A 15,521-nucleotide genomic window follows, 5' to 3' on the forward strand; every position below is an offset into this window, starting at 1 on the left:
ATTGTTGAATAATTTACAAGCTTTTTGATGTCGTGGTTGTCAGTTGATAATAGGATGGCAATTATTAAAAAACCGATGCCGTATAATTTATACAACATCGGCTCTTTAATTATTTAACACTCATGACACTTACGCAATATCTAGCGTGCCATCGATAAATTCTTTGGCAAAGCGCTGGAGCATACCGCCCGCGTTATACATTTTAACTTCATCAGCGGTATCTAAACGGCAGATAACGGGCGCTTTATCGACAGTACCGTCTTTACGATGAATCACTAGCGTCATCTCGCCGCCAGCGGATACTTCGCCTTCGATATCAAATACTTCGGTGCCATCGATATTTAGGGTGTTACGATTGACACCTTCTTTAAACTGCAAAGGTAGTGCGCCCATACCGACCAAGTTTTGACGATGGATACGCTCAAAATCTTCAGCGACAACCACTTCTACGCCAGCTAAACGCACACCTTTGGCAGCCCAGTCACGGCTTGAGCCTTGACCATAGCCGTCACCGGCGATGATGATTAGCGGCTGCTCGCGGTTCATATAGGTTTCAATTGCTTCCCACATGCGCATGACCTGACCTTCTGGCTCAACTCGGGCTAATGAGCCTTGGATAACGTCACCTTTTTCATCGCGTACCATCTCATTTAGCAATTTAGGGTTGGCAAAGGTTGCACGTTGGGCGGTTAAATGGTCGCCGCGATGGGTCGCATAAGAGTTATAATCTTCCGCAGGCAGACCCATAGTATCAAGGTACTCGCCAGCGGCTGAGTCACCCAAAATCGCATTAGACGGTGATAAATGGTCGGTAGTGATGTTATCACCCAATACCGCCAATGGACGCATGCCTTTTAGCTTATTCATCGCCGCCATTTTGCCTTCCCAATACGGCGGACGGCGGATATAAGTGGTCTGCTCGCGCCAGTCATAGAGTGGGCTTAATGCTTTTCCGGTGTCTTTTTTGGCTTCATCAAACATCGGAATATAAACGGCATTAAATTGCTCAGGCTTCACGGCTTTGGCAACGATAGCATCAACTTCGTCATCATCAAACCAGATGTCTTTTAGATACACGTCATTGCCGTCTTGGTCTTTACCCAACGAGTCTTTTTCAATATCAAAACGAATATTACCGGCGATAGCATAAGCAATAACCAGTGGTGGCGACGCTAAAAACGCTTGCTTAGCATACGGGTGGATACGACCATCAAAGTTACGGTTGCCAGATAGTACCGCGGTGGTAAATAGGTCACGCTCGATGATTTCTTGCTCAATCTTAGGATCAAGCGCGCCACTCATACCGTTACAAGTGGTACAAGCAAAGCCAACCACATCAAAGCCGATTTCTTGTAGCTCAGGCATCAGACCGGCTTCTTCTAGGTACATTTTTACCGTTTTTGAGCCGGGTGCTAAAGATGATTTCACCCAAGGCTTACGCAATAAGCCTTTCTTATTAGCATTACGCGCAACCAGACCAGCAGCAACCATATTGCGCGGGTTAGACGTATTGGTACAACTGGTAATCGCGGCGATAATCACCGCGCCATCTGGCATTAGACCATCTTTTGGTTCAGGTAATTTATCACCTTCACCGTGAGCAATCCCTTTCGCAACCAAATCTGTGGTTGATACGCGTGCATGCGGACGTGAAGGGCCTGCCATGTTACGGACAACAGCTGATAAATCAAACTCAAGCACACGGTCATAAACCGCATTTTCCATGCCGTCAGCCCATAGACCGGTCTGCTTAGCATATTGCTCGACCAGTTTAATTTGAGCCTCAGAACGACCGGTTAGGCGTAGATAATCGATGGTTTGCTCATCGATATAGAACATCGCTGCGGTTGCGCCATATTCTGGGGTCATGTTTGAGATAGACGCACGGTCACCAACGCTTAATTGGCGTGCACCTTCACCGAAGAATTCGATATAAGTAGAGACTACGCCTGCATCACGCAAGAACTCGGTCATCGCCAATACCAAATCGGTACCAGTAATGCCTTTTTGTAATTTGCCGGTTAATTTAACACCAACGTAATCTGGCAGTCGCATATAAGACGGATTACCTAGCATGACGCTCTCAGCTTCAAGCCCGCCCACCCCAATTGAAATCACACCCAATGCATCAACCATCGGGGTATGGCTATCGGTACCAACCAAAGTATCGGCAAACGCTACTTGTTCACCAGCTTTATTTTGTACCACTTGTACAACCGGCGACATTTTTTCTAAGTTGATTTGGTGCATGATGCCGTTACCGGGCGGTACGACGTTGACGTTATCAAAGGCATACTGACACCAGTTGATAAAGTGGAAACGGTCATCGTTACGGCGCTCTTCGATAGCGCGGTTTTTCTCAAAAGCGTTCTCTTCAAAACCTGCATGCTCAACGGCTAGTGAATGGTCAACAATCAATTGCGTTGGGACTATTGGATTCACTTTTGATGGGTCACCGCCTTGCTCAGCGATGGCGTCACGTAGACCAGCCAAATCAACAAACGCGGTCTGACCTAGGATATCATGACAAACGACGCGAGCAGGATACCAAGGAAAATCTAGGTCTTGCTTGCCTTCGATATGTTGCTTAAGCGCTGCGGTTAAGTCTTCTGGTGGGCAGCGGCGTACCAAGTTTTCACACAATACTTTTGAGCAGAACGGTAGCTTGTCATACGCGCCAGCTTCGATGTTTTCGATGGCTTCACGGGTATCAAAGTAATATAAATCTGTGCCAGGTAATGGCTTTTTAAAGGGTTCATTCATCGGTTGTACAAGGGCGTTGTCCATAAGTCACCTTTCGCTGTTGGCTGGTTGCAATGAGGGCTACTCGTAAAAGAGTTTTTGATAATTTTGATAAAAAGAGAGGTTCTTTTAGCAAAGCATTATCTAGCGTTGATGATTAAGCGCTAAAAATCAGCTTTACTAAAAAAACGGGCATTCATTAGAAAAATATGGCTAAGCGCATGAGAAGTAATTGTAGGATGTGCCTTACGCATTAATAAGACAGCACACCCTACAAACCTTCTATATCACGAAAAATTAACGCGCACTCATCTCTGGTACTGGACGTAATTCTTCACCAGTATATTCCGCACTTGGGCGAATGATACGGTTATTGGCACGTTGCTCAAACACATGAGCGGCCCAGCCTGTTAGACGCGAGCAAACAAAGATTGGCGTGAACAGTTTGGTTGGAATACCCATAAAGTGATAGGCAGACGCATGGAAAAAGTCAGCGTTACAGAACAATTTTTTCTCGCGCCACATGACTTCTTCACAGCGAACTGAAACAGGATAAAGCACTTCATCACCAACATCGGCTGCTAGCTTCTCAGCCCAACCTTTAATAACGACGTTACGTGGGTCTGATTCGCTATAAATAGCATGACCAAAGCCCATGATTTTGTCTTTACGCGCCAGCATTGCCATCATCTCAGACTCTGCTTGATCAGGAGAGGTAAAGCCTTCAATCATATCCATCGCCGCTTCATTGGCGCCGCCATGCAAGTGACCGCGTAATGAGCCAATCGCGCCGGTGATACAAGAATGGATATCAGATAGGGTGGAGGCACACACACGCGCAGTAAAGGTTGATGCGTTAAACTCATGCTCAGCATAAAGAATCAGTGATACATTCATTACCTTGGTATGCAGCTCGTTTGGTTTTTCACCTTTAAGCAGATGTAAGAAATGACCGCCAATCGTATCGTCGTCGGTTTCGGTTTCGATGCGCACATTGTCGTGGGTAAAGCGATACCAATAATTGATGATTGATGGGAATACCGCCAGCATACGATCTGTTTTATCATTCTCTTGTGAGAAGTCAGTTTCCATCTCAAGGTTACCAAGCATCGAGCAACCGGTACGTAATACATCCATCGGATGGGCGTCCGCAGGAATACGCTCAAGCACATCTTTTAATGCTTGAGGTAAGCCGCGTAAACCTTTCAATTTAGTCTGATAAGCATCAAGCTCGCTTTGGGTTGGCAAGTTGCCGTATAGAAGCAAGTAGGCCACTTCTTCAAAGATGCATTTGTCAGCCAGCTCTGATACATCATAACCACGATAAGTCAGACCTGAGCCTGATTTACCAACCGTTGATAATGAAGTCTTGCCAGCAACCTGACCACGTAGACCTGCGCCTGAAAGTTCTTTCTGTGCTGCCATGCTTAAATTCCTTTTATAGATAGCTTTTTTGAGAAAGCGTTAATAAGGGTTTCGGTATTATTAAATAGCCATCAATAAAACTGAATACCAATGATATTGCTAAGATGTTCACTGATGGCTTATTTGCATGTTTCTTGATTATCTTTACTTATTTACTATCGGCAAATAATTTATCGAGCGTTTGCTCAAACTCATGATAGTTTAAGAAGTCATAAAGCTCCATACGAGTTTGCATGGTATCGACGACTTTTTCTTGCGTGCCATCATCAAGCAGATGCTGATAGACGTTTAATGCCGCTTTATTCATCGCACGAAACGCTGATAATGGATAAAGTACCATATCAACCCCAACCGCATATAACTGTTCGGTAGTATAAAGGTCGGTTTGACCAAACTCAGTCATATTGGCAAGGACTGGAATATCGAGTACATCGGTAAACTTACGGTACATCTCGATATCCGTCAATGCTTCTGCAAAAATCATATCAGCACCAGCTTCTTGGAAAGCGACCGCGCGCTCAACCGCTGCATCAAGCCCTTCAACAGATAGTGCGTCTGTACGAGCCATAACCACAAAGTCTTTATCCGTTTTGGCATCAAGTGCCGCTTTTAGGCGATCAACCATCTCAGAGATACTAACGATTTCTTTATTTGGGCGATGACCACAGCGTTTTTGCGCGACTTGGTCTTCGATATGTACCGCTGCAACGCCTGCTTTTTCCATTTTCTTAATGGTTTGGGCGATGTTAAATGCGCCGCCAAAGCCGGTGTCGATATCGACCAATAATGGTGTATCAACCGCATCGGTAATACGGCGTGCATCTTCTAAAACGTTATCAAGGCTGGTCATACCCAAGTCAGGCAGACCAAATGAGGCATTGGCCACGCCAGCACCAGAGAGGTATAACGCTTGATGACCGACTTGGGTTGCCATCATCGCCGTATAGGCGTTAATCGCGCCAGCAATCTGTAGCGGTTTGTTGTTATCGTTTTTTTGTTTCATTGCACTGCGAAAGCGAGCGCCTGCTGATAAAGTCATGTCGTAGTCCTTACGTGGAGGGATAATCTTATTAATATGAGGCAAGGTGTCATTGTTGTGCCTGATTATACCCAATTATCCATGATTACAAAGCGGTGTTTTATATCAAATCATTAGTAATACTTAATATAATTATTAATACAGTTAAATGCATTCATATTATGAATAGCTATATCCAATTTTTAGAGATTTACTGAGATTACTATTCATATTGCTAAAGTTAAAAAATCTTCGCCATACTATTATTTACATTTAGTTACAAATAGCTTGGTTTTTTAATCTACTTATGCCTTTGGCAATAAATAATAAATGAGAGGACTTATAAATAAAAAGCCCTGATAGCTAAGCTAAAAGGGCTTTTATGATAAAAGGTTTTCTAAGTACTTTTAACCAGAATTAACCAAGGAATCCTGCAAGATTGGCTAGGAACAATAGCGCAAAGCCTGCTAAGAATATCAGTCCTGCAATGGATAAGGCATTCATACCGGCTGATATTTTTTGATGACTGCGTACCAGTGAGTAGTTGAGCCAACCAAAGATAGGCGCAGAGACAAACGCCGATATCATGGCAAATTTCAGCATTGAGCCTAATTGTCCGGTAAAGAAGGTGATAATCACCAGTCCGCCACCAATCGCATAAGTGGTCCAAAAAGCGATTTGTTTCTTATTAATCTCGCTTTGACCTTTAATCAAACGCCAGCATTCAGCATTGGCGCGGCCATAGCCATCAGCACAAGTAATAGTAGTACCAAACATACACATAAAGGCGACGAACGCGACCAGTAGTCGTGACCATTCACCAATGGTTGCCGTATACATATTAATCAGCTGGTTAATATAAGCGCCACCAACCAATTCAATCTCTTGACCTGAACCATACTGGACAAACACCCCTAACGCTAAGAAAAACAGCGCCAAAATAGCCGAAACCGCATAGCCAACGTTAAAGTCCAATAAGCCTTGGCGATGCGTGGTGTTATCAGCTTTTCTTTTTGCTGAGGTCCACATCGAGGTAATAGCAGCAAACTCAAGCGGCGCTGGCATCCAGCCCATCAGTGCCACAATGAAGCCTAAAGTTGCAAGATTCCAAGGAGAGGCGGCAACAAAATCCACCGCCATAACCGTTGGCTTGCCCGCGGCAATCACGACCGCTGCTACCGTGGCTGACGTCAGGGCAATCATAATCCACTTAGTCACGCCATCGAGCAGCTTATAATGACCGGCAATCAAAAAGAACCATGAGACCGCAACGATGATTAAAGCCAAGCTCATGGTGGATAGACCAAGAGAGGCGGGTAGCATAAAGCCTAATATCACCGCCGCAATCAAGGATACCGCACCGGTACTAATCACCGCTGATAGAATAGAGAGGAGAAAATAAATCCAAAGATAGGCTTTTGAGCGTTTGGCATAGCCTGCGATTAAACTCTCGCCGGTGTCATAAACGTAATCGGTACCGAAGCGAAAAAACGGGTACTTAAACACGTTAGCTAGAATAATCATAATCGCCAGCTGCCAGCCATAGAGTGCACCAGCCTGTGTCGATGAAATCAGATGCGAGCCACCGATAGCAGCGGTCGCCATTAAGATACCGGGTCCAAAAATCCGCCAGCTAAATCCTTCTCGCTGCGCGGTCACGGTAGCGCCATCGTCCGTGGCGCTCGGGTTGTTGAGTGGTTGTGTGGTCATGAATACCTCGAAATGGTTAAAACGGCAAATTATCACTTACCTGTGTCAGCTTGCCAATGATCATGAGAGAAACGATTTATCAGATAGCTAAATATAAAACGATTCGTCTTGTCTCGACTTTAGCATAATGCTGCTAGACAGGATAATGATTATTCTAATTATTATTACTAATAGTTTGCATGCTCATTCTCGATAGTTAGCATAATAATTTATGAATATCAAGGGTTTTGAGCAGGTATTTTTTGCCGGTTCTTTATAACACAATACGCCGCCGATATCTGCCATTTGGCGCTATTTAGAGCGCTTTAACGCTGTAAGGTAAAGCTTTGCTTGCGATAAGTGATACCGCGGCGCTCATAGACCTGATAAATCGCGCTCAGCAGGTCAGGGATTTTAGGATGGACAAAGTCTTTGAGGGTATGCAGGTAAATAGGAGAGGTGGCGTTTTCATGCAGCAGGCGTCGATAGACTATTTGCTCGGTGCGCACCGTTTTTAAGCTGGCAGGTACCAAGGTAATACCTTCGCCCGCGGCAACCAAGCCGAGCGCCACTTGTAAATCACTGACGGTGGTGGTCATAAATGGCGAGATGCCATATTGGGCAAACAGATGTAGCAAGGGTTCGGTCACCGGTTCAAGAGAAGGCTGCTCGTTAGATGACTGTTTATGTCGGCTGCTACTTTTATCAGTAGCAGCGATATGGTTAATAGGCGTATTAATAGGTTGGGTGGTCGTTGATATAGGCAAGTGGGTTTGATGGTATAAAATCAAACGGTTATTTGCCAAATCAATCAGACGTTGCTCATCAATATGAGCGAGCGCATGCGCTTTAGGAAGCGCCACCATATAACGCTCATGACGCAATAATATCTGCTGAATCCATGGGTCTTGATGGGCAAAGCGTCCAAAACCTATGTCAATCTCACCGGTTTTTAAGGCTTCGATTTGCTGATAAGAGCTGATGTCCTTGAGATTGACCTCAATATCAGGATTGGACTGCTTGAGCTTAGCGATGACTTCGGGTAATAAGCCGTACAGCACCGATGGCACAAAGCCGATATTTAAGGCAGTACTTGGCGCCGATAAACGTTGGGTCATGCTAGTAACTGTATCAATTTCTGTCAGAATGGCGCTGATTTTATCGTAAAAGAAGACACCCGCTTCTGTCAGATGTAGCGGTCTATGATAACGGTCAACCAACTCCACCCCCATATCGGTCTCAAGCTGCTTGAGCAACCGGCTGAGCGTCGGCTGTGACAACCCTGTTTTGGTGGCAGCGGCGCTAAAGCTTCTTAAGTCCGCGATAGCAATAAAAGCATTGAGCTGTTTTAAATCCATATTGTGATGCCCATCTGTCTATTACGCTTATTTAACCGGATATGTTGGCTATTTTATATAAATAGGAGGAACAAGCGTAAAATTATACTTGAAGGAGAGCAGGCGACCCACTATATTGTGTGGTAACGATAGTGTTACAATTTAGCAAACAATTGATGTAAATTAGCCATACTAACAAAACGTGCAAACAAGCTGTATTTACTCTCATTCTAGCAATTTTCTATTTTTCGTGGCATTAACTGTTCTGGTATCACTTCATGAGCGATAAAAAAAGCAACCAAAGTGCGGATTTAGAGGCTAATTTAGCGAAAATTGCTAATGCTAAGCCGCGAAGACGCTCTCGTAAAGACAACATTTATGAGCGCTTTATCACGCGTGTCGAAAATGTAGACAGCAGCGATAATAATACCAATCGCGAACAAGCGAATGTCAACGACGGCAGGCTTGCGCCATTAAAACCGCTAAAAAACGCCGATAAGCTGTCATCATATGAGCCTTTGAGCGCCGCAGAGCTGGAATTATTTGCTAGCCAGCAAGATGAGTTGCGACAAGAGAGCAGTCTACAGGGAACGAATGCCACAAGCACGGGTGTTAATTTAGACTTTTCCGATGAAAACGAGAGTTTGGATAAAAGTCGTGTAGCCATAGCTGATATAAATGACTCATCAAATACTGAAGCAGATGACGACTATGCATATGAGGCTAATAACACTACTGCCAGAGAGACATCTTCGTTTTCTAGTGCAGCGCCTTTAGATGATGCAAATCGCATTTCTGAAAGCTCTGAAATCTATGAAACCTATGAGAAAAATGAAAGTATTGATATTAAAAGCCTTGATATCGACGATATAGCCACACAAAGCTCGACTATATTAATCCCAGCAAATGATAAGAAGCTGGCAAGTAGCAAAAAGCCGCTTATCATCGGGATGGTAGTTGGCTCATTATTGATTGCAGCGGTCGTATTGACCCTTATCTTTACCGGCTTCTTATCTACCAACACATCGACTGAGCCGGCGCTACCTACTAATGCTGGCACGCCTAAAAGCAATAGTGACAGCAGGGGCAATAAGGTAGCTACAGCAAGTAATACGCCTGATGCTAGCAATCAGTCGACCGTAGATGCTCAAACCAGTGTACCAAGCACTGGCAATAAAGACCTTGATAATAAAAACACTGCCAAGAATACACAAGGTGCCGATGGTCAATCTACCGCCGCCACGACCAATAATTCAGAAAATGAATCGGCATCTGAGCCAGCTATTACATACGAGGATTTTAGAGAAGAGTCACAAAGTACGTTATTTCGTGAGACCAACGATTGAGAAGGTTTAATATACTAAAAAGGCATTAAATCTGTGCTTCTATACCGTTTATCCGCTAATCCTAGCGCTCATACCAAAAACCGTTGCATCGTGTCATAGGTTACGTATCATCATATAAAGACGCGGATATATACCGCTCATCATATATATGGATACGGTACTGACTTATGAGCCCCTCAAGTAATGACATAAATCCTGATACCGCTACAAAGCTGCTTAGCAATAGCTTTAACAGTGATGATGTTATCTTGAATATCGAGGGTCGAAAGCGTATGCGTCGGCCCTATGAGCGCTACATGCAGCAGCAAGCCATGCAAAAATCGTTAGAGCATACTGCAGCTGATGTGACTATGGTACATAAGCTACATAAGCAGAGCGAGAACCATCAATCCTCAGATATCATTCATTCTAACGAAACGGTCACCTCTCACCAATCAACCTCTCTATTCTGTGCTGACACAGCTATACCTACAAAGAAACCTAGAAAGATTAGCTCGCTTAATCATGCCAAGTTTCTCAGCGTCATGGCTATCTTTTGCGCTGTCTTCTTGCTTGCCGTATTTGCCTTCAATTACTTACTCTCAAAAAATTCTCAGGTACCACTAGGAGTTAACAGCGCGTCAGTTGCTAAGCAAATGAATGCAGACTTAGTAACCGACCCTAATTCTACTCCTACTTTTATTGCACCACGAGATGAGACACAAAATGAAAGGCAAAATGGTAATGAGCAAATCAATATTATGAATGCCATAAATGCTATAAAAGTTAAAACAACGCTTAGTGAGCATGATTTTAGACAAGAGGCGCAGAATACCTTATTCCGTGACTCAGAAAAACAGGCCAGCCAGAAACCTGACATTGTTACTCAGCCAGAAATTAACCCGCAAGATTTTAAAGCAGAAGCTAAGAGCATCTTATATCGGGATGAGACTAAAGCAGGTAAATAATCTGAGACGGTCTTAATTTCAACGCCTGTCAGTGTTGCATAAGATAGGGCGTTGGTCTAAATGCTCAATAAGACAAGTTCAAGATTGGCTAATCTTATCTATTATAAATTTCGTAATTGCTCAATTAACCAGCGATGTATACCACTGTCGCTGGTACGTGGATGCCATGCTGCGATTACCTTAAAGGTAGGCGGCAATGCTTCGATTTCAATCTCTTTGACTTTATTATTTGGTAATAGTCGCGCAGGGTAAAAGGCAATCATGTCGGTGGTGTGTAGGATATCTGGCACGGCTGAAAAGCTAGGAACTGACATCACAATATGGCGTTTAAGCCCTTTTTCTGCAAACCATTGATCATGCGATCCGCGCAAATTGGCACGCGAAGGCGATACCACCAGCTGCGGGTGTGCGGCAACTTGCGCCAGTGTGAATATCTCTGTTGCAAAGGTGTTTTTATAACCCGTCACACATAAATGCTGTTCTTCAAATAGCGTCACATACGATAAATTATCAGGGATAAACTCTGGAAAAGTAATCAGCAAATCAAGTTCACCTGCCGCAATAAGCTGATTGATATTGTCTGAGGCAAAATCTCTCACTATCAGCTTTAAATGAGGCGCTTCACGGCGTGTGATACTAAATAACTGCGGCAATAATGCCTGCGTCGCATAGTCGGTTGCACTAATCGTAAAGACGCCTTTGTAGGTTTGCGGCGTAAACACTTCTGGCTCTAACAATACTTCCAACTGTTTTAATATCTCGTCAATCGGTTGCCGCATCGCTAGTGCTTTTGGTGTTGCCACCATGCTATTACCTTGACGAATAAACAAACGATCATCAAACAAATCCCGTAGCTTACGCAACTGCTCACTAATCGCTTGTTGCGTCAGTCCCATTTTGCGCGCAACTTGCGAGAGATTTTTTAGATCAAGTAGTGCCTGCAATACTCTAAGCTGCTTGATATCTAGCCGATTCATACCATTCATAACACTTACCATTAATAGTTGTACCCTAAACAAGAAAGGCTTGTTTCTAATTGTACCTATAAAACTCTATGCTAACCAACATTACTTAAGCAGCCCATTAAACCTAAAAATAGATTCAGTGGCTCAAAAAATACGCCTATCCGTTTGCTTTAAAAGAGAGTGTTATGAAACAAGCTATGCTAAATGTGCCAAAAATGAAAAATACCAGTGCGTTATTTTCATCTGTACAACTTGGACCTTATACCCTTAAAAACCGTATCGTGATGCCGCCTTTGACGCGCTCTCGTAGCACGCAACCTGACAATATCCCTAATGATTTAATGGCAAGCTATTATGCACAGCGCGCCTCAGCAGGTTTTATGGTGACTGAAGGTACACAGATTGAGCCGCGTGGCCAAGGTTACGCATGGACGCCGGGTATTCATTCACCAGCGCAAATTGAAGGCTGGAAAAAAGTCACGCAGGCAGTACATGCTAAAGGCAGTATTATTTTTGCGCAGCTTTGGCACGTTGGCCGCGTGTCTCACACCAGCTTACAACCCAATCAAGCGCAGCCTATCGCTCCATCTGCCATTACTGCCACTAACGTCAAAGTGTTTATTGAGACAGGTCCAGGCGAGGGCGCTTTAGCCGACCCAAGTGAGCCACGGGCACTGAGCACAGAAGAAGTGGGTGAATTGGTCGCTATGTATGCACAAGCCGCGCGCAACGCACTAGAAGCAGGTTTTGATGGGGTAGAGCTACACTGTGCCAATGGCTATTTGGTCAATCAATTTATCTCTGAGCATAGCAATATACGTGATGATCAATATGGTGGTTCGTTGACCAATCGTCTGCGTTTTTTAAAAGAAGTGGTTGCTGCCGTCAGTGATGTGGTTGGTGCTGATCGTTTAGGCGTACGTTTTGCGCCTTTATTTGCCAGCACGGATGAAACTCGTGTGTATCTAGGCTTAGTAGAAGCAGACCCTCATCATACCTATATTGAAGCGATTAAAGTACTTGAACAGGCGGGCATTGCTTACTTATCCATTGCAGAGGCTGATTGGGATAATGCGCCTGATTTGCCAGAGCCTTTTTATCAAGCGGTCAGAGCTGAGTTTTCAGGACGTATTATTTATGCCGGTAAGTACACTGTGCAGAAGTCGGTCGATATATTATCTAAAGGTTATGGGGATTTATTTGCTTTTGGTCGTCCTTTTATTGCTAATCCTGATTTACCTGAACGCATAGCCAATCATTGGCCACTCAATGAGGCAGATCCTGCCACGATGTATGGTGGTACTGCCATTGGCTACAGTGATTATCCTCGCTATCAAGAATAGTCAAAAAAGTAGTGCATAAAACAAGGTCGATCACGGCCTTGTTTTCACCGCAGCAGGTAACTGCTATGAGCGGTGCGATGAAGCCTCAAAAACACACATCATAATTTTAAAGATACTTTATTTGTCAGTATTTATCAGTTGGTAGACGCAATGAATAAAAGTTTGAAAGACAGACTGATACGCATATTAGTAGGATATGTCGGACTTTATCCGACGCTCTTAATCGTATTAACGTTATTAAAGCCTGTGACTCATGGTTTAAGTCTGCCAGTGGTGGTATTGATTGAGACCATAATACTCGTGCCGTTGACGCAGATGGTGTCATTTCCAATAGCAGGCTGGCTCATTGAGCGTTTAAGAAGGTAGCAGTTGTTGCTCTTTGCCTAGTTTGGATATGGGTTTTTAATATGATTGATTGAGATGATAAATGATAGATGGAATGGGTAAGTTTATAAACCAGATAAATAAGTTATCTAGATTTCAGCCGGGCATTCATAGCGCAATAAAATAATAATCTAAAACCCTTGCTATCATTAACGCTAAAACAGCCTATTTAACATAATATACATTATGCGAAAACAAACCAACGGTCTTAAGAGTCTAGCAGATAATATTTTAGACACTGCATCTTAGACACTACGATTTGCGAATACTTCCATTGATTTCTATTTGTGCTTATTCATAAATATTTTTATCAGCATTTATAATCAGTATCTTAGGTTCCAGATTTCAGTTAACGACAAGCGCTTTGCAAATGCTCTCGTAAAGATGAACCGTCCTCATCTAAGATAACGTCTGCCACTTGGCAAGTAGAATCATCACAGGACAATTCATAATACACATCATTGCCTTGCGCCAAGCTGACTTGAACCAATCCCTGCGTGGTCACTGAAAACTTTTTCTCTTGCCCATAGTCAGGATCTTGGGAGCTCCACAGCACGTCATAACCAATATGACATGAGGTTTGCTCTCTAGCAAAGTAATCTTGCTCAAGCCGCATGGCCGCCTGTAGCTCTTGGTTGCCATATTGTTGTAATACCACCGGATAATCTTGACCCTGATTATTCACATCTTGCTGGTACATATCAGCGATTGTCGTGACTTTCATGGCGAAAGCCGTCTGTAAGGCCTCTGTTAGATTGGCGGTCGCAGAAATAGCAGAAAACCCTAGGAATAGCATCATTATAGAAAATAGTGTCTTCTGCATGGCGTCCTCCATCTGCTATCAAATATTTAGTATTATATTCATTAAAACACATATAAACTACTACTTTACTGCACAATTGTGTTGGTAAGGTTTATCGGACAAAAACCTTGTTTACACAGCACCATTATTAACTTTGAGCAGTTATGAGTACTATTGATGAGCAAAACCTCATTTAATTCAGTACTTATTTAGGTCTCAGGTCCAATGCCGCTATTATAATTTTAATAAGCTACGATAAGGATATTCTTATGATGCCGTCATCTCGTTTTAATATTTTTCAGTCAGGTTTTTATAAATTAACGACTGCTGCCTGCTTTGTCTCCATACTTGTTGCGACTGGCTGCTCATCTTCTGCTGAATCCAATGTCAAAATACCCAGTCAGCAAAACGGTAATACCTCAGCGCCTATCGTCTCTGATGCCAGCCAGCAAACACTTAGACAACAAGCATTACGTATTCAGCGTGCCCTAGCGAATGACGACTTTGCGCGCATCACCAATGATATCCATCCGACGCGCGGCGTACGTTTTTCAATGTATGCCTACGTGCGCCCTGAGACCGATAAAGTCTTTAGCCGTGAACAATTCGCCCAATACTTACAACAAGCCAAAATCCGTTTTACTTGGGGTGATTTAGATGGCTCTGGCGACACATTGGTGATTCCGCTACCAGAATACTTAGATACGTGGGTCGCTGGTGAGAAATATAACAATGCCAGTATCAGCGTTAATGAGTTTAAGCATAACGGCAGTATGATCAATAACTTAAAAGAGATTTACCCCAATTCAGAGTTTGTTGAGTTTTATCATAAAGGCTCAGAGCAATACTCTGGTATGGACTGGCGTATCCTACGCTTAGTGTTTGATGAGTATCAAGGCAAACGTTATCTGGTTGCTATTGTCAATGAACAATGGACGGTTTAAACAAACTTTACCTGTAAAAACAAGTGCTTACAGTCATAAAAACCAATAAAGGGCAGTGTTATTAAATCAATACACTGCCCTTTTCATCTGTTTTTTAAGCTATTAAACGGATAATTAAGAAATTAGCGACTGAAAAATCCGTAAAAACACTTATAAACTGAGTAAGCATTGATGATTTTTATAGGTCATATAGAAGGTAGTAGCAGTACCCTTATTCTCTTTGCTTTCATATACTGGATAATCATACGCTTCCTCAAAAACGCCCTTATAACTATCTAGTTTATCCATGCCTTTTGTAGTTAAATCTGCTTTGTTGTTTATATTCATTAAATGATAAATGTCGCTATAATCAACCCCTTTTTGTCTCATCTCCATAATATTGAAAGCAAAAGCTGACTGAGTTGAACAAAAATCTTCATTATTATCAGGTATATTTTGGACTTTATCGAGGGTTGAATCTATATATACTCCTAACTCTTGCAGCTCTTTAGGATATTGTGAGGGAGTATTGATAGCATATGCTGTATGTGTTATCAGTAAAGCATAAATTAAAATTAGCAATTTTTTCATGAAATTCAT

General features: G+C 43.1%; 13 protein-coding genes. 5 read left to right on the forward strand and 8 right to left on the reverse strand.

Annotated elements, in window-relative coordinates; genetic code table 11:
- Positions 1-129: 129 nt before the first annotated feature.
- The 5 genes from acnD to PG901_RS01920 form a co-directional block, all read right to left on the reverse strand.
- Complete coding sequence (acnD, locus tag PG901_RS01900; RefSeq protein WP_271133380.1) at positions 130-2,763, reverse strand: Fe/S-dependent 2-methylisocitrate dehydratase AcnD; 2,634 nt, start codon at positions 2,761-2,763, stop codon at positions 130-132.
- A 276-nt stretch (positions 2,764-3,039) separates the two neighbouring features.
- Positions 3,040-4,167: a bifunctional 2-methylcitrate synthase/citrate synthase gene (gene prpC, locus PG901_RS01905; RefSeq protein WP_193031173.1), complete on the reverse strand. Its 1,128-nt coding sequence runs from the start codon at positions 4,165-4,167 to the stop codon at positions 3,040-3,042.
- 148 nt (positions 4,168-4,315) lie between these two features.
- Entirely contained in the window at positions 4,316-5,206 is an 891-nt protein-coding gene (gene prpB / locus PG901_RS01910; RefSeq protein ID WP_271133288.1) for a methylisocitrate lyase, read from the reverse strand.
- A 396-nt stretch (positions 5,207-5,602) separates the two neighbouring features.
- Positions 5,603-6,895 (reverse strand): NRAMP family divalent metal transporter, encoded by a 1,293-nt coding sequence (locus tag PG901_RS01915; protein WP_271133289.1) that lies wholly within the window; start codon positions 6,893-6,895, stop codon positions 5,603-5,605.
- Positions 6,896-7,200: 305 nt separating this feature from the next.
- Entirely contained in the window at positions 7,201-8,232 is a 1,032-nt protein-coding gene (locus PG901_RS01920; protein ID WP_271133290.1) for a LysR family transcriptional regulator, read from the reverse strand.
- Between the two features lie 257 nt (positions 8,233-8,489).
- Between PG901_RS01920 and PG901_RS01925 the strand changes: the two genes are divergently transcribed.
- Positions 8,490-9,557 (forward strand): hypothetical protein, encoded by a 1,068-nt coding sequence (locus PG901_RS01925; RefSeq protein WP_271133291.1) that lies wholly within the window; start codon positions 8,490-8,492, stop codon positions 9,555-9,557.
- A gap of 167 nt (positions 9,558-9,724) precedes the next feature.
- On the forward strand, positions 9,725-10,504 hold the full coding sequence (locus tag PG901_RS01930) for a hypothetical protein (RefSeq protein WP_271133292.1): 780 nt from the start codon (positions 9,725-9,727) through the stop codon (positions 10,502-10,504).
- Between the two features lie 101 nt (positions 10,505-10,605).
- Here the strand turns inward: PG901_RS01930 and PG901_RS01935 are convergent, their stop codons facing one another.
- A complete protein-coding gene (locus PG901_RS01935; RefSeq protein ID WP_193031186.1) occupies positions 10,606-11,490 on the reverse strand; it encodes a LysR family transcriptional regulator in 885 nt (294 codons plus the stop codon).
- A 194-nt stretch (positions 11,491-11,684) separates the two neighbouring features.
- On the opposite strand from PG901_RS01935, the gene PG901_RS01940 reads away from it, so the two are divergent.
- Positions 11,685-12,812 (forward strand): alkene reductase, encoded by a 1,128-nt coding sequence (locus PG901_RS01940; RefSeq protein ID WP_271133381.1) that lies wholly within the window; start codon positions 11,685-11,687, stop codon positions 12,810-12,812.
- A gap of 150 nt (positions 12,813-12,962) precedes the next feature.
- Positions 12,963-13,178, forward strand: a complete 216-nt coding sequence (locus PG901_RS01945) for a hypothetical protein (protein WP_271133293.1) — start codon at positions 12,963-12,965, stop codon at positions 13,176-13,178.
- A 367-nt stretch (positions 13,179-13,545) separates the two neighbouring features.
- Here PG901_RS01945 and PG901_RS01950 read toward each other — a convergent pair whose 3' ends face one another.
- Positions 13,546-14,019, reverse strand: coding sequence for a hypothetical protein (locus PG901_RS01950; protein ID WP_271133294.1), 474 nt, complete (start codon positions 14,017-14,019; stop codon positions 13,546-13,548).
- Between the two features lie 248 nt (positions 14,020-14,267).
- On the opposite strand from PG901_RS01950, the gene PG901_RS01955 reads away from it, so the two are divergent.
- A complete protein-coding gene (locus PG901_RS01955) occupies positions 14,268-14,942 on the forward strand; it encodes a hypothetical protein (RefSeq protein ID WP_271133295.1) in 675 nt (224 codons plus the stop codon).
- 150 nt (positions 14,943-15,092) lie between these two features.
- On the opposite strand, the gene PG901_RS01960 is transcribed toward PG901_RS01955, so the two are convergent.
- A complete protein-coding gene (locus PG901_RS01960; protein ID WP_271133296.1) occupies positions 15,093-15,512 on the reverse strand; it encodes a hypothetical protein in 420 nt (139 codons plus the stop codon).
- Positions 15,513-15,521: the final 9 nt, after the last annotated feature.

It is taken from the genome of Psychrobacter sp. ANT_H3, from assembly GCF_027919975.1.
Lineage (GTDB): Bacteria > Pseudomonadota > Gammaproteobacteria > Pseudomonadales > Moraxellaceae > Psychrobacter > Psychrobacter maritimus.

Excerpts from the sequence above, each read along its gene's own strand:
- acnD (WP_271133380.1), bottom strand. The coding sequence starts at position 2,763 with ATGAATGAACCCTTTAAAAAGCCATTACCTGGCACAGATTTATATTAC.
- prpC (WP_193031173.1), bottom strand. The coding sequence starts at position 4,167 with ATGGCAGCACAGAAAGAACTTTCAGGCGCAGGTCTACGTGGTCAGGTT.
- prpB (WP_271133288.1), bottom strand. The coding sequence starts at position 5,206 with ATGACTTTATCAGCAGGCGCTCGCTTTCGCAGTGCAATGAAACAAAAA.
- PG901_RS01915 (WP_271133289.1), bottom strand. The coding sequence starts at position 6,895 with ATGACCACACAACCACTCAACAACCCGAGCGCCACGGACGATGGCGCT.
- PG901_RS01920 (WP_271133290.1), bottom strand. The coding sequence starts at position 8,232 with ATGGATTTAAAACAGCTCAATGCTTTTATTGCTATCGCGGACTTAAGA.
- PG901_RS01925 (WP_271133291.1), top strand. The coding sequence starts at position 8,490 with ATGAGCGATAAAAAAAGCAACCAAAGTGCGGATTTAGAGGCTAATTTA.
- PG901_RS01930 (WP_271133292.1), top strand. The coding sequence starts at position 9,725 with ATGAGCCCCTCAAGTAATGACATAAATCCTGATACCGCTACAAAGCTG.
- PG901_RS01935 (WP_193031186.1), bottom strand. The coding sequence starts at position 11,490 with ATGAATGGTATGAATCGGCTAGATATCAAGCAGCTTAGAGTATTGCAG.
- PG901_RS01940 (WP_271133381.1), top strand. The coding sequence starts at position 11,685 with ATGAAAAATACCAGTGCGTTATTTTCATCTGTACAACTTGGACCTTAT.
- PG901_RS01945 (WP_271133293.1), top strand. The coding sequence starts at position 12,963 with ATGAATAAAAGTTTGAAAGACAGACTGATACGCATATTAGTAGGATAT.
- PG901_RS01950 (WP_271133294.1), bottom strand. The coding sequence starts at position 14,019 with ATGCAGAAGACACTATTTTCTATAATGATGCTATTCCTAGGGTTTTCT.
- PG901_RS01955 (WP_271133295.1), top strand. The coding sequence starts at position 14,268 with ATGATGCCGTCATCTCGTTTTAATATTTTTCAGTCAGGTTTTTATAAA.
- PG901_RS01960 (WP_271133296.1), bottom strand. The coding sequence starts at position 15,512 with ATGAAAAAATTGCTAATTTTAATTTATGCTTTACTGATAACACATACA.